The organism is uncultured Psychroserpens sp. (assembly GCF_947494225.1).
In the GTDB taxonomy this organism is placed as follows: Bacteria; Bacteroidota; Bacteroidia; order Flavobacteriales; family Flavobacteriaceae; genus Psychroserpens.
The window spans coordinates 130,126-150,873 of sequence record NZ_CANLUG010000002.1; the positions used below are offsets into that span (position 1 = coordinate 130,126).

Below are 20,748 nucleotides of genomic sequence, written 5' to 3' on the forward strand. Positions count from 1 at the left end.
TAATTAATTTTCAATTTCTACTAAAATCGGACAATGATCACTATGAACCGCTTCCGTGAGGATAACGCTTCGTTTTATATTTTCTTGCAATGGTTGGCTCACCATGGCATAATCTAAACGCCAGCCCTTATTATTTGCTCTAGCATTAGCGCGATAGCTCCACCATGAAAACTCTTGTTTTTCTGGGTGTAGATGTCTAAACGAATCGACAAATCCACTATTAATGAAGCTACCAAGCCATTCACGTTCTTCTGGTAAAAATCCAGAAACACCTTTCATTTTTGGATTATGAATATCGATGGCTTCATGACAAATATTATAATCACCAAGCACAACCAAGTTTGGAAATGATTGCCTTAAGGTGTTTAAATATTCATGAATCATGTCCATGTACTCAAATTTATGAGCGAGTCTTGCATCATTAGTACCTGATGGTAAATACATACTCATAACAGATAATCCATTAAAGTCTGCTCTAATGTTTCGACCTTCAAAATCCATAGATTCAATTCCGGTTCCATATTCAACATGGTCTGGTTCTGTTTTACTTAAGATAGCAACACCACTGTATCCTTTCTTTTGAGCGCTAAACCAATAATTGTATTTATAGCCAGCATTTTCAATGGCTTCTATATCCACCTGCTCCTTCATGGCTTTAATTTCTTGCAGGCAAATCACATCAGGATCTGCACTTTTAAGCCAATCAATAAAGCCTTTATTCATTGCTGCTCTAATCCCGTTGACATTGTATGAGATGATTTTCATTCTAGATAAGTTAAGATTTCAGCTAAATTAAATAATACTGTACTTTTACACTATTATTTTAACCCGATTTTAAGGATAAAATAATTTCCGCCTTTAGAAGTTTATATAGGGAATGAAAATTGCTATTTCACTAATATGTTTTATGATGTCTTTTTATGCTTTGGCACAAGAGGAGCAGTCTAACTATAGAACAAAGAAGGTAGCCGTTAGAGATTCGATTAAAGTGGATACTGTAAGTATCAACTCGAGTTGGTTTATACTTAAGCGTAAGGATAAAACAACGATAGATACCTCCTATTACAAAGTTGATTTTGCGAAAGCCTTGCTAACGTTTAAGAAACCCATAGATATAGATTCGGTAGAGATTAGCTATTTACGTTATCCCGATTTTTTAACGCGGAAATATTTCCAACTAGATGATAAGATTATTGTAGAGAATACAGATAACCTTCAACGTCTTTATAAACTCAACCAATCAAATATTGAGCAAAACTTCACACCCTTTGATGGTCTGAGTACCTCAGGGAGTATCTCTCGAGGTGTAACACTTGGAAACAATCAAAATTCGGTATTAAACAGTGAACTGGATTTACAAATTTCAGGAAAATTAAGCGATAAAGTCTCGCTTAGGGCATCTATACAAGACGCTAACATTCCGTTACAAGAAAGTGGCTATTCTCAACGATTAGATGAATTTGATCAAGTTTTTATAGAGTTGTTTAGTGATAAATGGAATATTAGAGCAGGTGATATTGATTTGGCAAATCCCAATAGTTATTTTGCCAACTTTACAAAGCGTGTACAAGGGCTTCAGGTTACAACAAATTTTGAAGGTGAGGCCTCTAAAACCAGTGTTTTTGCATCGGGGGCATTAGTTCGTGGTCAGTTTACAACGAGTCAGTTTGTGGCTCAAGAAGGAAATCAAGGACCTTATAAACTCACTGGACCAAATAATGAATTGTTTGTGCTTATTGTTTCAGGAAGTGAAACCGTATATGTTAACGGAATTCCTATTGAACGTGGCGAAAATAAAGATTATATAATCGATTATAACGCAGGTGAAATTATCTTTAATTCGACCTATCCTATTACTTCGGAAATGCGAATTACAGTAGACTATCAGTTTAGTGATAGAAACTTTTCGAGATTTACAGTATTTGGAGGGAGTACGTATGAGACTGAAAAATTAAAACTAGGTGTATCGGTCTATTCTGAAGCAGATGCTAAAAACCAACCACTACAGCAAAACCTTTCAGCCGAGCAGGTAGAGATTTTATCTAATGCTGGAGATGACCAATCGTTAATGGTAGCTCCTTCTGATGTGGCAGAGGCCTTTGATGATAATAGGATTTTATATAGGAAGGATATTGTTAATGGTACAGAAATATTTGTGTTCTCTAATAATCCTGACGATGAGTTGTTTAGTGTACGGTTTACGTTGGTGGGTGAGAATCAAGGAAATTATATAATTATAAACAGTAATGCTGTTGAAAATATTTTTGAATATGTTGAGCCTATAAACGGCATACCACAAGGAAATTATGAGCCCATTGTTAGGCTAATTGCACCCGAAAAATTGCAGATAGCAATAATTAATGGCGCCTATAGACCAAATGAGAATACCGATGTTTACTTTGAATTGGCTGGAAGTAAAAATGACGTCAATTTATTTTCTAATCTTGATGATAATGACAATGATGGCTTTGCAGCGAAATTAAAAGTAAATCAAAACATAATTAAGTCTGATAGCTTATGGAACTTAAATGCCTATGCCGATGCCGATGTTATTCAGAAGAATTTCAGAACAATTCAGCGTTTATACAGAGCTGAATTTAATCGAGATTGGAATTTAGAAAACCCGTTAGGAAATCAACTATTATGGTCTTCAGGAGTAGATGTATTACATTCTAAAAAAGGTTTAGCTAGTTATAAATTTGAACATCTTAACTATTCAGAAAATTTCAATGGAAATCGTCATAGTATCTTAGCAAACCTTCAATTGAATAAGTTTAATATATTTTCGAATTCGAGTTTTCTAAGTAATAAAAGTAGTACCTCCACATCCACGTTTGTGCGATCGTTTAATCGCGCTACCTATAATTTTGGTAAGCAATGGGTTGGTGCTAAAATAGCATTAGAGGATAGTGAACAACGAGAAAGAGCTACAGATTTATTGACAAATTTAAGTCAGCGTTTTAATTCCTATGAAGTGTTTACGGGTTATGGAGATAGCACGGGAGTTTTTGTTGAACTTGGTTATAAATATAGAGTAAACGATAGTCTTCGCACCAATGAAGTTACGCGTGTTAATACCTCAAATACCTACTATTTAAAATCACAGATCCTACAGAATAAAACAACTAATTTAGGACTGTATGTGAACTATAGAACCTTAAAAAATGAAGATGATACTATAGAAGACGAAAATTCATTGAACTCAAGATTAAATTTCAACCAAAGATTATGGAATAACTTGGTACTATGGAATACCGTTTTTGAGACCAATTCTGGGACATTGCCGCAACAAGACTTTACTTATGTTGAGGTTGAACCTGGTCAAGGTGCTTATACATGGATTGATTATAATGAGAATGGTATTCAAGAACTCAATGAGTTTGAAGTTGCTCAATTTACAGATCAAGGTAGTTTTATTCGCGTGCTATTGCCAAATCAGGTCTTTGTAAAAACCCATCAAAATAGGTTTAGTCAAACTTTAATTATAAATCCAAAACAATGGTCGACATCAGAAGAAAAAAGCAAAAAATTCTGGTCACATTTTTATAATCAAACCTCTTTTCTTATTGATAGGAAAAACAGGCGTGTTGATGATGGCTTTAACTTAAATCCATTTTCTACAGATGATGACAATCAACTTGCACTAAATAAAAGCATAAGAAATGTATTGTTTTATAATAGGGGGAAACAAGATTTCACAACGTCTTATACGTTTTTATCTAATACGAATAGGTCTACCTTGTCTGTAGGGTTTCAGGAAAATAAGTTGGAAAGTCACCAGGTTCAGTTTAATCATAAATTTTGGACAAGTTGGTTGATTAATTTACAGTCAAGTTTGGAAACTAATGAAAGTTTGAATGAAAATTTCACTACAAGAAATTATAAACTCGATGAGGTGAGATTTCAACCTAAGTTATCCTATATATTTAATGAAAACGCACGTTTTGATATGTTTTATCAATATACGTCTAAAGACAATGTAATAGGTAATATGGAGCAATTAACACAGCGTAATTATGGCCTATCATTTACATATAATAATGCCAATAAAATTGCCTTAACAGGAGAAGTTAACTTCTTTAAAAATGAATTCGACGGAAATGCTAATACACCAGTTGCTTATCAAATTCTGGAAGGATTGCAACCAGGAAATAATTTTACGTGGAATCTACTAGCTCAGAAAAAACTCACCAAGTTTCTGGATTTAAATTTGAATTACTTCGGAAGAAAAACAGAAACTAGTAAAACAATTCACACAGGAACAGTTCAGTTAAAGGCCTACTTTTAGTGCATAGACAAATAAGATATATTGTTTTGTACGCAACCTTTTTAGTTTAAGTGCATCTTCAATTGGTACAATTGTTGTGACAGTAAACCAAATTAACTTTAAACTAAATTATTTATGAAAAACTCTATTTTATGCACATTTCTGTTCTTATTTTCAATAGTATTATATGCTCAAGATGACCCAGTTAATAGCGATGTTAAACAGGCTTCTAATGAAGTAAAAGTTAATGCACTTTATATGGTTATTGGAGCCGTTGATTTAACTTATGAGCGTTTACTAAATGAAGAATCAGGCATTGGTCTTAATGTGTTTTTGCCATTTGATGACGATATAAAAGATGACATTGATTATTACATCTCACCATATTACAGACTTTATTTTGGCAAGAAGTATGCTTCGGGTTTTTTCTTAGAAGGTTTTGGATTGCTTAGTTCTGTAAAAGAAAATACTTTAGCTCTTGTTGGAGGTGATATACTCGTTAATAGAGAAGAAACGGTTACCGATTTTGCTCTAGGAATTGGATTAGGAGGAAAATGGGTCACTAATAATGGCTTTATTGGCGAAGTGAGTTTTGGTGTTGGCAGAAATTTATTTAATAGCAATGAGTTTAATAACGATTTTGTCGCGAAATTAGGGATTAGTGTTGGCTATCGATTTTAGATAAAAAAAGCCCAAACTTTAAGTTTGGGCTTTTTTATTACGTATTGTTAGAAAACTTATTTTACTTTCGAACCTATTCTCGAAATATCTTTTCTTTTAATATTATAAGATAAGGTTTGATAGTCTCTATAAATCATTTCGCCAGTATAGCCATTCATTACAGCAAGTATTTTTTGTGAATTAACACGTACATACATCAAGTAATAAAAATCTTCAGTAGCGTTCAGAATTTTTTCGTTAAGTGCATCTTTTGAAACCCATTCATAGGGATGGTCATATTTTTTAAACAACCCATCTTTATCATCGCGCTCCTCTTCTGTACCACCTTTAGATGACATCATCCAAGCATGGTATTTGTTTTTTATAAAATCAGGAACATAAAGCGTTTTGTTTTTTAATGCTTTAAGTTTCTTCTTATCATAATCTTCGGCATAAGCGAACGAATAACCTTCATCCTCAAATTCACTATTTATCTTTTGCAAATAATTTTTAAGATATCCTAAACCATAATTAGTATAACCTTCGTCAAGATCACCAAATTTTTTGCTCGCAAGTGTTGCCCAGATTGTTTCAGGACTTCCACTTAAAAAGACACCTGCAATCGTTCTCTTTTTGACTTTGGTTTTCTTTTTTCTCTTTTTAAAAGTGTAATAGTAATAATGATAATAAATGTAAACATATTCTGAAACCATACCACTTGAGCTGGTTACTGTTTTATTAAAACCTTCTACCACAAATGGTGCATATTGTTCTGTTTTGTAAGCCTCTTCATCATAGTTAGCACGATCTACAACAATATATTTATTGTAAGTCCATACGTCTTTAATCATATTTTCAAATTCTGAAACGTCTAAATCATCAACAACAAAGACTGTTGTTTTTCCTTTGATAATTTTATACTCACCTTTATCAAAATCTTGAAATGAGCCAAACATCCTTGTACCAACAGTAACTTGGGCTTGAGCAGAAATGGCAATCATAAAGATTGCCATTAGTGTAAATAAATGTCTCATAGTTTAAAAGAAACTCTTTTTGTATCGTCCTTGAGCCGGAGTATAAGTACCAGCAATGATACCAATTAGATCGACTAATGCCCAAATACCAAGGCCTCCTAAAGTAAGAATGAAAAATACATTCCATACCCACGGACTTCCTAAATACCATCTATGGCCAGCTAATGCTCCTAATAAGAAAAAGAATACTAAAGCTAATCCTTGGCTTTTTTCGGCAGCTTTTGCAGCAGGAGAGTAGAAAGTACTACTGTCTTCTGTGTCCGCATTTGCCACTACCTCTGTACTTGTTGTTTTAGCTTTTACAACCGGAAAAGAAGCATAACTTAAATTCATCGTTAGAATAATCGCTAAAAACGAAAGAATAATTTTAAATTTCATATGATCTAATTTATAAGTTTATATTTACAAGTATAATAATTAATACGATATTAATGAGAATTTTCCTATGTTTTTTATGTTCACTTATGTATTTCTTTTCTCAGGCACAGGCCAAGTCAGAATTTATGGGAGCTATTAAATTAAATGATACTTCATTTATTACTTACACAATACACTTTACTGAAAAAGAAGGGGTTATAGATGGTCATTCTATTACAGATGTTGGTGGACCACATGAAACTAAATCTATGATTAGCGGGTTTTTTAACGATAAAGAAAATAGAATAACATTTAAAGAACAGGGTATTGTATATACCAAATCTGAAGTTAATACCGATGATTTTTGCTTTGTTAATTTCAAAGGAAAACTTAGAAAGTTAAATGGTAAAGGAGAAATTAAAGGTGATTTTAAAGGCTTATACAGTGATGGTCAGGAATGTATTAGCGGACAAATTTTGATGACCGACATGAAAAAAATTGACAAAAAGGCTAAGAAATTAGATCGTAAAATTGATCGCAGCATTTTTGTAAAAAAGGAAATAAAGGAACAGATAAATATGGTGAAGTTGGTAGATTCCTTAAAAACAACATTCATTTCTAAAGATGAAACACTTAATTTTTTCAGTAAGGATAAAAAAGTAACTATCGTGTTGTATGATGCTGGCCAAGAAGATGGTGATAAAATCAATCTTAAAATTGATTCTAAGATTGTGCTTAGAAACTATGTGGTGACTAAAGAGAAGAAGAAGATTGAAATCATTTTAGATAAACCCCAAACAACCTTAGAACTTGAAGCCTTAAATATTGGGAAGGTTTCACCTAATACGGTGTTTTTGGAAATAGAAGATTCTAAAAATAATTATAAGGCACTCACCAATTTAAAGGAGAAAGAAAAAGCAAAGATTACCTTATTGAAGAAATAAAAAAAAGAGCCTTGATATTATTCAAGGCTCTTTTTTTATGTGTATAAGAGATTATTTCATTTTCATTAGCCAATGTTTAACATCAACTTCTTTTTTGATAATAGCTCTTAAATCTTCAATTTTAACACGTTGCTGTTCCATGGTATCGCGATGACGAATTGTTACAGTGTTATCATTTAATGTATCGTGGTCAACAGTAATACAAAATGGTGTTCCTGCTGCGTCTTGACGCCTATAACGCCTACCTACGGCATCCTTTTCATCATATATAACATTGAAATCCCATTTTAAATCTTCTATGATTTCTCTAGCGATTTCAGGTAAGCCATCTCTTTTAATCAAAGGTAATACAGCCGCTTTTGTTGGCGCTAAAACCGCTGGTAATTTTAATACAGTTCTAACACTTCCATCGTCTAAAGTTTCGTCTTCTAATGAATTTGAGAACACAGCTAAGAACATACGATCTAAACCAATCGAGGTTTCTAAAACATAAGGTATATAACTCGCATTATCTTCATGGTCAAAATATTGTAATTTCTTTCCAGAAAACTCTTCGTGTTGTTTTAGGTCAAAATCAGTACGAGAGTGAATGCCCTCTAATTCTTTAAACCCAAAAGGAAATTTAAATTCGATATCTGTAGCCGCATCTGCATAATGAGCCAATTTTTCATGATCGTGAAAGCGATAATTTTCATCACCCATTCCCAAAGATTTGTGCCACTTTAATCGTGCATCTTTCCAATGTTCAAACCATTCTTTTTGCGTACCTGGTTTAATAAAAAATTGCATTTCCATTTGTTCAAATTCACGCATTCTAAAAATAAATTGTCTTGCAACAATCTCATTTCTAAACGCTTTACCAGTTTGAGCAATTCCAAAAGGAATTTTCATACGTCCTGTTTTCTGAACGTTTAAAAAGTTTACAAAAATACCTTGGGCTGTTTCTGGACGTAAGTATAAATCCATAGCGCTTTCTGCACTGGCTCCTAACTTCGTTCCAAACATTAAATTGAATTGTTTGACTTCCGTCCAATTACGAGAACCAGATAGAGGGTCTGCAATTTCTAATTCCTCTATAAGCGCTTTGACATCTGCTAAGTCTTCTTTTTCTAAAGATTGTCCTAGGCGTTTTAGAATACTGTCTATCTTTTCTTGATAACCAAGAACTCTACCATTCGTGCTTACAAATTCTTCTTTGTTAAAAGCATCTCCAAAACGTTTTGCCGCTTTTTTGACTTCTTTTTCAATTTTGTTTTCAATTTTAGCGCAATAGTCTTCAACCAAAACATCTGCACGATAACGCTTTTTAGAGTCCTTATTATCAATTAAAGGGTCACTAAATGCATCAACATGACCAGACGCTTTCCATGTTGTAGGATGCATGAAAATTGCAGCATCAATACCTACAATGTTTTCATTCATCTGTACCATAGCCTTCCACCAGTAGTCGCGAATGTTTTTCTTGAGCTCTGCTCCATTTTGAGCATAGTCATATACTGCGCTTAATCCGTCATAGATTTCGCTACTTTGAAATACGTAACCATACTCTTTTGCGTGAGAGATTACTTTTTTAAATTGATCTTCGTTTGCCATGATGCAAAAATAAAAAACCGCTCCAATTAACAGAACGGTTTTTAAGAAATTATATAGTGTTGGTTATTTTAATCTAACTTCTGTATTGCCTAGTTTTCTGTCTTCATGAAAGATTGAGATATAATATGTACCGCCAACTAATGGTTGTTCATCAATATCTGCATCTACATCAATACATACTTCAAGAACTTTGTTGTCGTAATTCACAATTTTCTTGGCGCTGTAAATTAATGAAGAGTTGCCAAAATTAATAGCACCTTTGTCTGCAACAACATTATTTCTAGGGTTTAATATTTGAATGTATAACTCTTTCTCTCCTGCTTCGGTTAGTGAGTTCTCGGCAAGCGTAAAGCACACTTCAATACTTTCAACACGCTTTGCTCTATTACTTGAACGTCTAGCTCCAAAGAATTTTTCAAATCCTTTAGCTCGAAAAGAATTAGCTGTAAGCTTTGCTCCAATTTCTATACTTTTTTCAAGATTTTCATTTTCTTTTAATAGTGTAGAGTTTTCGCGTTTTTGCTTTCTAAGTTCATTATAAGCTAGAAGTTTTTCTTTTTCTAAGCCTTTATTAACTTCGTCTAAGGAGTCTACCGTTTTAAACAAAGATTTGTTTTTACTTTTTAAGTTGAATAACTGCTGCTTAAATTTTGATAATACAGATAGGTCACTACGAACCATCCTAAGAGAGTCCAAAGCTAATTGGGTATTTCTTTTAGCATCTTCCAGTTGGGAAGAAATCAGATCATTTGAAATTGAAACGTCATCATAGCGCGTGATCATTTGGGAGAGTTCACTTTCAACTAGCTTCTTTTCCTGTTCTAAAAATTGCTGGTGCGCCACAATGGATTGGTAACTTGTAAAACTGTAAACAGTTAAAACTGCGACCGCAACTATTAAAGAACCAATAATTAATCTGTAGTTAAATGATTGAGGGTTAACTATCATTATTAATATCGTTATTTTATCTTGCGAAACTAATTAATATGTTATCGAAAACTGATTTTAATCGTTGAAATGATAAAAAACTTGTTAAACTTATTTTTTCCGCAAATTTGTGGTGCTTGTAGTAATCAATTGTCAGACAATGAACTACATATTTGTACGAATTGTAGACATCAATTACCATTAACTAATTTTCACGATGACCCTGAAAATGCAGTCCATAAAATACTTTATGGACGGGTTAAATTACAACAGGCAACGGCATTATTACATTTTTCCAAAAAAGGAATGGTTCAGCAATTGATGCATAATCTTAAATATCGAGGGCAGGAGTCCATTGGCGAATGTCTTGGAGCATGGTTAGGAGAATCCTTGAAGGATATGGCGTCGTATCAAAGCATTGATGTTGTTGTGCCAGTGCCATTGCACAAGGCAAAACTAAAGTCTAGAGGTTATAATCAAGTTGATAAATTTGGACAAACTTTGGCAACGGCATTAAACGCAACATACAACACATCTGTATTGGTCAAAACAACAAATACCAAAACTCAAGTATTTAAAGATCGATTAAAAAGACAAACTGGCAACAACAGTAATTTTGAGCTTAAAAACGGCCATTTTTTAAAAAATAAACATGTTCTTTTGGTTGATGATATTATTACAACTGGAGCAACCATTGAGGATTGTGCCAGTCAACTTTTAAAAATTGAAGATCTAAAGCTAAGTTTAGCTACAATGGCAATTACTGATTAAAACGAAGTTAATTGTTTTGAGGATAAAGAGGTTTGTCGTTAATTTGCTGAAATTTCGTGTGATAATGCATAAAAATGTTTTACAAAGTTTAGTGCTAGTTATATTGGTGACTATGTTGATTGGTTGCGCTAACAGAGGCACGCCATCTGGTGGGCCAAAAGACGTAGAGGCTCCTGTAATTATTAGATCAACACCTGAAAACTTTACGACAAATTTTAAAGGCAAAGAGATTAGAATTTATTTTGATGAATATGTCAAGATAAAAAACCTTCAAAAGCAACTTATCATTTCTCCTCCAATGGATGTAGAACCTACTGTGACCCCTTTAGGAACTGCAAGTAAATCGATTAAAATTATCATCAATGATACTTTAGAAGCCAATACAACTTACGCCTTTAATTTTGGGCAAAGTATTGTTGATAATAATGAAGAGAACCCTTACGATTATTATAAATATGTATTTTCAACTGGCGATTATATAGACTCTCTTTCTGTTAAAGGTAAAATTCTTGATGCCGAAAGTAGATCTCCAGATTCTTATATTTCGGTAATGCTATATGAAAAAGATTCTACCTATACAGATTCTACAGTGTTTAAGAAAAAGCCTAAATACATCACCAATACTTTAGATAGTATTACGACATTCAGTATTGACAATATTAAACCTGGAACCTATAAATTGATAGCTTTAAAGGATGAAAATGGAAACTTTACATTTCAGCAGGATAAAGATAAGATAGGTTTCTATGAAGGCTTTATAACAGCTCCATCAGATGAAGAATATACCATCAAATTGTTTAAGGAAGAATTAGACTTTGATGCTAAACGTCCAAAGCAAATTGCTGGGCAAAAAATTGCTTTTGGTTTTGAAGGCGATTATAAAACTATGGACATTGAGATGTTAAGTGCGAAGCCAACCGATTTTAAAACACGACGCACTAAAGATGAAAAATCAGATACTTTATACTATTGGTACAAGCCAAAGATTGAAGCAGATTCGGCCTTATTTCTTGTGAAAAATAAGACGTTTATTGATACCTTAACGCATCGATTTAGAAACTTAGAAAGAGATTCATTGGTTATAAAAGCTGTAACATCAGGAACTTTAGGGTTTAATGAGGATTTCGGTGTTTCTGCTAATATCCCATTTGAAACCATAAATGAAAAAGACATTACAATTTTAGATAAAGATTCTCTAAACGTACCTTTTAAAACTTCATATAGCAACTATGACAATATTTATAGTTTGCAGTTTGATAAAAACCAATCTAATACCTATAAAATAAGAATGCTTCCTGGTGCGCTTACAGATTTCTTCGGAAATGTGAATGACACACTTAATTATAATATAAAGACTAAAACCTTTGCCGATTATTCTAACATTCGAATAACACTCAGGAATGCGCAATACCCAATGATTATTCAGCTAACTAATGAACGAGGAGAAGTAAAATACGAACAATTTGCTGATCAGGAACAGTTATTTGATTTCAGAAATCTCAACCCAGGTAAATATTACATTCGTGTGATTTTTGATACTAATGGAAACAAAAAATGGGATTCAGGTAACTATTTAAAGCAACTACAACCAGAGCGTATTGCACACTATCCAGATTTAGTGGATGCTCGGGCTAATTGGGATCCCGTTATTGAAATTATTTTAGAGTAAACCCGTCTTTGTCATTTAAAAAGCCAAGCTTTCCTCTATATTTTGAAATATGTGCCTTATCAAGGGTAATAATGGCAGTAGCTTCTTTACCATGAGGGATATCATCTAAGCGCTCCCCAAGAACATCATAAGCTGCAGAATGCCCAGAATATTCATAATTATTAAAATCTAAACCTACGCGATTAACGCCAATACAATAACTCATGTTTTCTATAGCGCGTGCTTTAAGAAGCGTATCCCAGGCAGAAATTCGCACTTTAGGCCAATTCGCAACATAAATTAAAGTATCATAATCTTCAGTGTTTCTTGCAAAAACAGGAAAACGCAAATCATAACAAACCAACGGACAAATTTTCCAGCCTTTATACGTTACAATTAATCTGTGGTTCCCAGACTCATAAACTTTGTCTTCACCAGCAAGGGTGAAGGTATGTCGTTTATCATAGCTGCTAATTTTGCCATTAGGTTCTACAAATAGTAATCGGTTATAGAATTTTTTATTGTCTTGTATAATACAACTCCCAACAATGGCAACATCTTTTTCTTTGGCAATATGTGTCATCCATTTAACAGTAACCCCGTCCATTGATTCGGCAATACTTTCAGGATTCATGCTAAAGCCTGTTGTAAACATTTCTGGTAATACGATAAGGTCTACAGGTTCAGGAATTTCATCGATTTTGTCTCTGAGGTTAATACGATTTTGAATTGGGTTTTCCCAAACTAAGGTCGTTTGAATTAAAGCAACTTTTAAATGATTTTGCATGTCTTAAAATTACAAATTTTAAGCATAAAAAAAATCTATTTTAACTGGTAAATCACCAATCAAAATAGATTTCAAAACCTACTATAAACAATCGAGTTATAGTCTCTTTTCGGCTTTTTTAATATTTTCTCTCAAATCCTCAAGTTTTTTTAACCACTTGGCTTCTGCATTTGGAGATAATTTTCCTTTACGTTTTAGTTTATCATATTTTTTTTGAGCCGCACTTAATTTCTTATTCGCTTTCTCAAATTTGTCTTGAGCTTTTTGTTTTTTCTTTAATGCTTTCTCGGCCCTTTTTGCTTCTTTTTCAGCCTTTTTTTGCGCTTTTTCGGCTTTTTGTTTCTCTTTTTCGAGTTTTTTGGCTTCTTTTTCTTTTTTCTTTTCGGCTTTTTCAGCCTCTTTTAAGGTCTTTTCTTCCATTTTTTCTTTTTCATCAGTAATAGCCTTTTTTTCTTTGCCCTTAGCTTTTCCATTATTATTACCTTTCCCTTTCATTCTTTCTGAAGTCATTGCTGCTTGCTTTAAAATGAATTCTTTCTCTTCTAATTTTAAGGTTTTAGTAACGTCCTTTCCATCAAGGAAGATTTTTTCATTTTTAACTTGGTATGTTTTACCGTCTATTTTAACTTTTTGAGCATTCATAGTTAAACTAAATGCCATAAAAAAAAGAATAATAATATATTTCATGTTATGTGTTTTTTGTTTGTTCCATTCATTAGAAACAAAAATACCTGAAAAGTCACTTTAATGAAGTTAAATTGAATTCAAAATTTTTGCTGCTGCCTCTAAAGTATCATCGGTTTTTGCAAAACAAAAACGCAGGACTTTATCATCACGTTGATGATCATTAAAAACAGAAAGAGGAATAGAAGCAATGCCATGGTCTATAGTAAGGTGTTTTGCAAAATCAATATCGCTTTCGGTGGTTATTTCAGAATAATCTAACACCTGAAAATAGGTGCCTTTTGATGGTTTGAATTTAAATCGAGAATCTTTAATGAGGTTAAGGAATGTATTCCTTTTTTCTTGATAAAAATGTGGTAATTCTAAATAATGTTTTGGTGTTTCTAAGTAATCGGCTAAGGCCTTTTGAGTAGGATGATGTACTGAAAACACATTAAATTGATGAACGGCTCTAAAGGCTGTCATCAAGTGTTTTGGAGCGCAACAATAGCCTACTTTCCAGCCGGTATTATGAAACGTTTTTCCAAATGATGCAGTAATGAAACTTCGCTCTTTTAAACCAGGAAATAAACATACACTTTGATGTTGTTCTTCGTCAAAAATGATGTGCTCATAAACTTCATCACTTAGAACCATGATATTAGTGCCATTGGTGAGTTCTTGAAGTTTAAGCATATCAGCTTTGCTCATAACAGTGCCACTTGGATTATGAGGTGTGTTAATAATGATTAGTTTGGTGTTTTTAGAAATGACTTGTTTTACTTGGCTCCAGTCGATGCTGTAGTTTGGAGCCTCCAAGGCAATCGCTATAGTTTTTCCTCCATTTAGCGTAATGGCTGGCTCGTAACAGTCATAAGCTGGTTTAAATATGATGACTTCATCTTGAGGTTTTACGAAAGTCGAAATAATGGTAAAAATAGCTTGAGTTGCTCCTGCAGTAACTGTAATTTCGGATTCTGGATGATAAGTGGTATCGTACAAAAGTTCTATTTTTTTTGAAATAGCATCTCGTAACGCTAGATGTCCAGGCATTGGAGCATATTGATTATAACCTGAATTCAAGGCCTTAGAAACCCCATCGATAAGTTGTTGGTCGCTTTTGAAATTTGGAAATCCTTGAGAGAGATTAATGGCATTATGCTTATGTGCTAAAGCGCTCATTACTGAAAAAATCGAAGTTGCTACGTTGGTAAGTTTTGGATCTATTTGCATCTTGTAAAGATACTAATGATAATAATTATACGAAAAAAGAGTTATATTCACTGTAATTAATACACCTAGCTATTAAACCATTTTTAGTCTTCATTATTCTGCTAAGTTTTTCCTGTAAAAAAGGAAATGAAACAATAGTTAGTACTAATCCAAATACCGAAGAAGTAGCGAAGACAATACCTAAGACAGATGAAAAGATAGCATCGTTAGATTCGGTAAAACTCGACATTAGTTTCAAACCAAAAGGAGACTACATTTCCATTTTAAGTGCTATTAAAAATGATAGAACTAATTTCAACCGTTTGTATCAAACCAATCCAGAAAAAGCAATTGACTCGGCCGCAAAGTATGTCTATTCTAAATTAGTGAATACTATAGTGCCACATTGGTACGGAACCGAGTGGGATTTTAATGGTCATACCAATACGCCAAATGAAGGTGAAATTGCATGCGGTTATTTTGTTTCAACCACATTAAAGCATTTAGGGTTTAACTTAAATCGATACAAAATGGCGCAACAGGCAGGTTTGACCGAAGCCAGAATGTTGCAACCAAGAGCCAATCTCAAGATTTTTTCTAATCTATCGTTTAAAGCCTTAAAAGAAAACATTAATGCTGTATATACTGATGGTATTTATTTTGTTGGCCTCGATAATCATGTGGGTTATGTAATACTAAAAGATAAAGAACTTTACTTTTTACATTCAAGTTATTACGATGATAAGGTGATGATAGAAGATGCCGAAAAATCGCCTTGTTTTTCTTCAAACATTTATGTATTTGCTGAAATATCTACAAACAAAAAACTGATAAAAAGCTGGATTTTAAATGAGCGCTTGAATGTACCTGCTCATTAGAATTACTTTGCGTAACTTTTTTATCTTTACAAACATTCAAATTTAAAATCATTGACTATGAGATTTCTAAAAATTATCTTCTTTTTTATTGCGTTTCAAATGACCGCCCAACAAGGTGGCATGTGGATTCCTTCATTGTTAGAAGGAATGAATGAAGATGAAATGCAAAGTTTAGGCAGTAGGTTAACTGCACAGGATATTTATGACGTTAATAATTCTAGCCTTAAAGATGCCATCGGACATTTCAATGGTGGTTGTACTAGTGAGGTTATCTCTCCTAAAGGACTACTCCTAACAAATCATCATTGTGGATTTAGTCAGATTCAATCACATTCATCATTAGAAAATGATTATTTAAGGGATGGTTTTTGGGCAATGACTTTAGAGGAAGAAATACCAAACGATGGTCTTTTTGTAGAATTCATAGTACGAATTGAAGATGTTACAGATGCGATGTTGGCAGGTGTAACCAATGAGATGAGCCCTAGAGCTAGGCAATCAAAAATTGATATTAATAGAAACGCCGTTGTAAAAGCAACACAAAAAGAAGACTGGCAAGGCATTAAAATTAGACCTTTTTATAAAGGTAATGCGTATTACTTGTTTGTAACAGAGCGCTTTGAAGATGTGCGATTAGTAGGTGCTCCTCCAAGTAGTATTGGTAAATTTGGTAGCGATACAGACAATTGGGTTTGGCCAAGACATACAGGAGATTTTTCAATGTTTAGAATCTATGCCGATAAAAACAATCGTCCAGCAAAGTATAGTAAAGATAATGTGCCTTATAAGCCTAAGCACTTCTTACCTGTGTCATTAGATGGTATTGAGGAAGGTGACTTTACAATGGTTTTTGGATTTCCAGGTCGTACTAATGAATACTTACCAGCTGTGGCTATAGAGCAAATTACACAAAAAGTGAATCCATCAAATATTGCAATTAGAGAAGCTGCTTTAAAAGTAATTGATGCTAATATGAAAGCAGATGACCAGATTAGAATTCAGTACGCATCAAAGCAAGCACGAATTGCTAATGCTTGGAAAAAGTGGATTGGTGAAAACTTAGGAATTCAAAAAAGTGGTGCCATTGCCATTAAACGCAAATTTGAAAGTGATTTTACAAAGGCCTTAAAGGCAAAAGGTATGGAAGCTGAATATGGAACTATATTACCAGAGTTTAGTCGTTTGTACAATGAATTTGAAGCTGTAAATGTAAAGCGAAACAACTTTATTGAAGTCTTTTTTAGAACCAATGAATTGATGCAAATGGCGTTTAGAGCTTTTCAAATGGAGCAAGCTATTATCGCTAATCCTAATAATTTAGATAAAGCTGTAGCAAGTTTTAAAAACCGTTTGAAGCGTATACATAAAAACTATAATGCTAATGTAGATAAAGGTGTTTATCAAGCGGTAATGCCATTATATACGAGTACGATTGATGCTTCAATTTATGATAAAACAGCTTTCACAGATATGGATAGCGCGTCGAAATTATTAGAGGGAACTGGTGACGAAATTCTTGAAAAATTAAATAATGATGCCGCTTACCAATATGCGAAACCTTTAATCAAGGAATTTTATACCAAATTAGAGCCAGAATTTCAGCAAATCAATACGCAGATTAATGCACTTCAAACGAAGTATATGACAGCTTTAATGAAAGTGATGCCAGAAGAACGCTATTTCCCTGATGCTAATAGTACACTTCGTGTGACCTACGGAAAAGTAAATGGGTATGCGCCTCGTGATGCTGTATATTATGATCCTGTGACGTATTTAGATGGTGTCATTGAAAAGTATGTGCCAGGCGATTATGAATTTGATGTACCTCAAAAACTAAGAGATTTATATGACGCTAAAGATTATGGGCAATATGCTGATAAGAACGGAAAGCTCCCAATTTGTTTCTTAGGAACAAATCATACTACTGGAGGGAACTCTGGAAGTCCTGCCATTGATGCCGAAGGCAATCTAGTGGGATTAAACTTTGACCGCGTTTGGGAAGGTACCATGAGTGATATTTATTACGATCCTGAAATTTGCCGAAATATTATGGTTGATTTACGCTATGTTTTATTTATAGTAGATAAGTATGCTGGAGCTAAACGCCTTATTGATGAAATGAAACTAGTGCATCCAAAGAAAAAATAACAGCACGTACATAGTAAAGAAAAACCATTCTAGAAATAGGATGGTTTTTTTGTACTATACTATAAACTCCTATAATGACGTTCTTTATTTATGAAACCACTAGTACTCTTTATTTCTGTTCTATTATCATGGACTGCCTTGTCGCAAACCAATCCTAAAACCATTCATGTTTTTGTCGCTTTATGTGATAATGTTAATCAAGGTATTGTGCCTGTTCCTGCAAAATTGGGTAATGGTCAAGATATTAAAGGGAATTTATACTGGTCGGCATTATATGGTGTAAAAACCCACTTTAAGAATAGTAAAGATTGGACTTTACTGTCTTCGGAAAAAGATATAGGGAATCATATACTAGAACGCGTATTGTTTAAGCACAAAGCCACGAATACATATCTTTTAGCAGATGCTTACGACGGAAAGTACATTAAGCAAACCACAATCGATTTTTTGGAAGCCTCGGCAGGACGAAATCCTGTTAAGGTAAAACACAAAACAGAAACGCTCAAGTTTGGAGGTGATGCTCAGCTATTATCTTACATTGGTCATGATGGATTGATGGAGTTTGATGTTGAAGGAAATTTTAAACCTGCCAATGAACATAAACGCGATGCTATTATTCTGGCATGTATTAGTAAAGATTTTTTTAAACCTTATCTTAAGCAAACTAAGGCGAATCCCTTAGTTTGGACAACAGGTTTGATGGCACCAGAAGCCTATACCTTAAAATGGGCTATTGATGGTTGGATTCTAAATGAATCAGATACTCAAATTACTGAGCGTGCTGCAAAAGCCTATAATCATTATCAAAAATGCGGACTTAAAGGCGCGAAGCGATTGTTGGTGACTGGTTATTAACTTCTCGATACAATGACTCATACTTCGTCATCACTCGAAGTGACGACAAATAATTATAGGAGATTTAAAATAGCTTGCGACGTCAGTTCGAGTGTCCCAACCAAAAGTAGGGATGTATCGAGAACTTAAGATTTAAATGACTTCTTGGCCAAGTTTGGAAGGGCTTCAAAATCACCATTAATTAATACTTCCTTTTTAGCCCTAGACCATTTTTTGATTTGTTTTTCTCTTTGTATCGCTATATTAATATCAGAGAATTCAGTATAGAACACTAACTGTAAAGGTCTTCTTCTAAAAGTGTAGCTGTCTTCGTGCTTTCCTATTTTATGTTCAGTAACTCTTTCAGTAAGGTTTGAAGTAACTCCTGTATAATAGGAATCATCTGAACACTTTAAGATATATACGTAAGACGGTTTCATGTCTTAAATATAAGACTTCTCGATACAATGACTCATACTTCGTCATCACTCGAAGTGACGACAAATAATTATAGAAGAGTTAAAATAACTTACGACGTCAGTTCGAGTGTCCCAACCAAAAGTTGGGATGTATCGAGAACTTCATAATTAAAAAACCCTCACATCGCTGTAAGGGTTTTAATATTTAATATAGAACTATTATTAGTATCTGTAATGCTCAGGCTTAAATGGTCCTTGAGGTGTTACACCAATATATTCAGCTTGATCTGGACGAAGTTCTGTCAACTCAACACCAATTTTTTCTAAGTGTAATTTTGCAACTTTTTCATCTAAATGCTTAGGTAACATATATACCTCATTTCCGTAGGCATCAACATTATTCCATAATTCGATTTGAGCTAAGGTTTGGTTTGTAAATGAGTTACTCATTACAAAACTTGGGTGACCTGTTGCGCAACCTAAGTTTACTAATCGACCTTCAGCTAAAATGATAATATCTTTACCATTTACAGTGTATTTATCTACTTGAGGCTTAATCGTATTCTTTGTATGACCATGATTATCATTTAACCAAGCCATATCAATCTCATTATCAAAGTGACCAATATTACAAACGATCGCTTTATCTTTTAATGCCTCAAAGTGACGTGCTTGTACTATATCTTTGTTTCCAGTTGTTGTAATAACAATGTCAGAGTTTCCAACAACAGTTTCTAATTTCTTAACTTCAAAACCGTCCATTGCAGCTTGTAATGCACAAATTGGGTCAATTTCAGTAACTGTAACAATACTTCCAGCACCTTTAAAAGAAGCAGCTGTTCCTTTACCTACATCACCATAACCACAAACAGTAACACGTTTTCCAGCAAGCATAACATCTGTTGCACGACGAATCGCATCTACAGCACTTTCTTTACAACCGTATTTGTTATCAAACTTTGATTTAGTAACAGAATCGTTAACGTTAATCGCAGGCATTGGTAAAGTTCCATTCTTAACACGCTCGTACAAACGGTGTACACCGGTAGTTGTTTCTTCAGATAAACCATTAATACCATCAGCTAACTCTGGGTATTTGTCTAATACCATATTCGTTAAATCACCACCATCATCTAAAATCATATTTAAAGGCTTGCGGTCTTCTCCAAAAAATAAAGTTTGTTCAATACACCAATCAAACTCTTCTTCAGTCATGTCTTTCCAGGCGTATACAGGCGTTCCTGCATCTGCAATAGCAGCGGCAGCTTGATCCTGTGTCGAGAAAATGTTACAAGAACTCCAAGTAACCTCGGCACCTAATGCTTGTAATGTTTCAATTAAAACAGCCGTTTGAATCGTCATATGTAAACATCCAGCTATACGAGCACCTTTTAAAGGTTGAGCGTTTTTATACTCTTCACGAAGACTCATAAGTCCTGGCATTTCAGCTTCAGCTAATTCAATTTCTTTTCTTCCCCAAGCAGCAAGAGACATATCTTTTACTTTGTAAGGCACGTAAGTCGTTGTTTTATCCATTTGTTTGTTTTTATTCTTTCTTAATTTTTAAAATACTTCACCTTTTAGAGATTAAAATTGGTTAAATTCG

The 20,748-nt window shown here is 33.7% G+C and carries 18 protein-coding genes; 8 read left to right on the forward strand and 10 right to left on the reverse strand.

What is annotated here, in order from left to right; translation table 11 throughout:
• Positions 1–3: 3 nt before the first annotated feature.
• On the reverse strand, positions 4–765 hold the full coding sequence (locus Q0893_RS04575) for an exodeoxyribonuclease III (protein WP_299272793.1): 762 nt from the start codon (positions 763–765) through the stop codon (positions 4–6).
• Positions 766–877: 112 nt separating this feature from the next.
• On the opposite strand from Q0893_RS04575, the gene Q0893_RS04580 reads away from it, so the two are divergent.
• Positions 878–4,288, forward strand: coding sequence for a hypothetical protein (locus Q0893_RS04580; protein WP_299272795.1), 3,411 nt, complete (start codon positions 878–880; stop codon positions 4,286–4,288).
• Positions 4,289–4,402: 114 nt separating this feature from the next.
• A complete protein-coding gene (locus tag Q0893_RS04585) occupies positions 4,403–4,948 on the forward strand; it encodes a DUF3575 domain-containing protein (RefSeq protein ID WP_299272797.1) in 546 nt (181 codons plus the stop codon).
• Positions 4,949–5,004: 56 nt separating this feature from the next.
• On the opposite strand, the gene Q0893_RS04590 is transcribed toward Q0893_RS04585, so the two are convergent.
• Positions 5,005–5,961, reverse strand: coding sequence for a hypothetical protein (locus Q0893_RS04590; protein WP_299272799.1), 957 nt, complete (start codon positions 5,959–5,961; stop codon positions 5,005–5,007).
• Positions 5,962–5,964: 3 nt separating this feature from the next.
• Positions 5,965–6,294: a TM2 domain-containing protein gene (locus Q0893_RS04595; protein ID WP_299272801.1), complete on the reverse strand. Its 330-nt coding sequence runs from the start codon at positions 6,292–6,294 to the stop codon at positions 5,965–5,967.
• Between the two features lie 98 nt (positions 6,295–6,392).
• On the opposite strand from Q0893_RS04595, the gene Q0893_RS04600 reads away from it, so the two are divergent.
• Positions 6,393–7,262, forward strand: coding sequence for a hypothetical protein (locus tag Q0893_RS04600; RefSeq protein ID WP_299272803.1), 870 nt, complete (start codon positions 6,393–6,395; stop codon positions 7,260–7,262).
• Positions 7,263–7,313: 51 nt separating this feature from the next.
• Here Q0893_RS04600 and Q0893_RS04605 read toward each other — a convergent pair whose 3' ends face one another.
• Complete coding sequence (locus Q0893_RS04605; protein WP_298900756.1) at positions 7,314–8,855, reverse strand: glycine--tRNA ligase; 1,542 nt, start codon at positions 8,853–8,855, stop codon at positions 7,314–7,316.
• A 63-nt stretch (positions 8,856–8,918) separates the two neighbouring features.
• The gene (locus Q0893_RS04610) at positions 8,919–9,803 is read right to left on the reverse strand and encodes a hypothetical protein (protein ID WP_298900755.1); all 885 of its coding nucleotides are present in this window, start codon (positions 9,801–9,803) and stop codon (positions 8,919–8,921) included.
• 69 nt (positions 9,804–9,872) lie between these two features.
• Between Q0893_RS04610 and Q0893_RS04615 the strand changes: the two genes are divergently transcribed.
• Together Q0893_RS04615 and Q0893_RS04620 are read left to right on the forward strand one after the other, a co-directional pair.
• The gene (locus Q0893_RS04615; protein ID WP_298900754.1) at positions 9,873–10,553 is read left to right on the forward strand and encodes a ComF family protein; all 681 of its coding nucleotides are present in this window, start codon (positions 9,873–9,875) and stop codon (positions 10,551–10,553) included.
• A 64-nt stretch (positions 10,554–10,617) separates the two neighbouring features.
• Entirely contained in the window at positions 10,618–12,222 is a 1,605-nt protein-coding gene (locus tag Q0893_RS04620; RefSeq protein ID WP_299272806.1) for an Ig-like domain-containing protein, read from the forward strand.
• On the opposite strand, the gene Q0893_RS04625 is transcribed toward Q0893_RS04620, so the two are convergent.
• The 3 genes from Q0893_RS04625 to Q0893_RS04635 all read right to left on the reverse strand — a co-directional run bounded on the left by Q0893_RS04625 (position 12,209) and on the right by Q0893_RS04635 (position 14,884).
• Complete coding sequence (locus Q0893_RS04625; RefSeq protein WP_299272808.1) at positions 12,209–12,988, reverse strand: amidohydrolase; 780 nt, start codon at positions 12,986–12,988, stop codon at positions 12,209–12,211. The two genes, Q0893_RS04620 and Q0893_RS04625, sit on opposite strands and share 14 nt — an antisense overlap.
• Before the next feature lie 96 nt (positions 12,989–13,084).
• On the reverse strand, positions 13,085–13,675 hold the full coding sequence (locus tag Q0893_RS04630) for a hypothetical protein (protein WP_299272810.1): 591 nt from the start codon (positions 13,673–13,675) through the stop codon (positions 13,085–13,087).
• A gap of 66 nt (positions 13,676–13,741) precedes the next feature.
• The gene (locus tag Q0893_RS04635; protein WP_298900750.1) at positions 13,742–14,884 is read right to left on the reverse strand and encodes a methionine aminotransferase; all 1,143 of its coding nucleotides are present in this window, start codon (positions 14,882–14,884) and stop codon (positions 13,742–13,744) included.
• A 302-nt stretch (positions 14,885–15,186) separates the two neighbouring features.
• Between Q0893_RS04635 and Q0893_RS04640 the strand changes: the two genes are divergently transcribed.
• From Q0893_RS04640 to Q0893_RS04650, 3 genes are all read left to right on the forward strand, one after another.
• Entirely contained in the window at positions 15,187–15,741 is a 555-nt protein-coding gene (locus Q0893_RS04640; protein WP_299272812.1) for a hypothetical protein, read from the forward strand.
• 57 nt (positions 15,742–15,798) lie between these two features.
• Positions 15,799–17,889: a S46 family peptidase gene (locus tag Q0893_RS04645; RefSeq protein ID WP_299272814.1), complete on the forward strand. Its 2,091-nt coding sequence runs from the start codon at positions 15,799–15,801 to the stop codon at positions 17,887–17,889.
• Positions 17,890–17,979: 90 nt separating this feature from the next.
• Positions 17,980–18,744, forward strand: a complete 765-nt coding sequence (locus Q0893_RS04650) for a hypothetical protein (RefSeq protein ID WP_298900747.1) — start codon at positions 17,980–17,982, stop codon at positions 18,742–18,744.
• Positions 18,745–18,869: 125 nt separating this feature from the next.
• Here the strand turns inward: Q0893_RS04650 and Q0893_RS04655 are convergent, their stop codons facing one another.
• Positions 18,870–19,163: a GIY-YIG nuclease family protein gene (locus Q0893_RS04655; RefSeq protein ID WP_299272817.1), complete on the reverse strand. Its 294-nt coding sequence runs from the start codon at positions 19,161–19,163 to the stop codon at positions 18,870–18,872.
• Positions 19,164–19,364: 201 nt separating this feature from the next.
• On the reverse strand, positions 19,365–20,678 hold the full coding sequence (gene ahcY, locus Q0893_RS04660) for an adenosylhomocysteinase (RefSeq protein ID WP_298900746.1): 1,314 nt from the start codon (positions 20,676–20,678) through the stop codon (positions 19,365–19,367).
• Between the last annotated feature and the right edge of the window lie 70 nt (positions 20,679–20,748).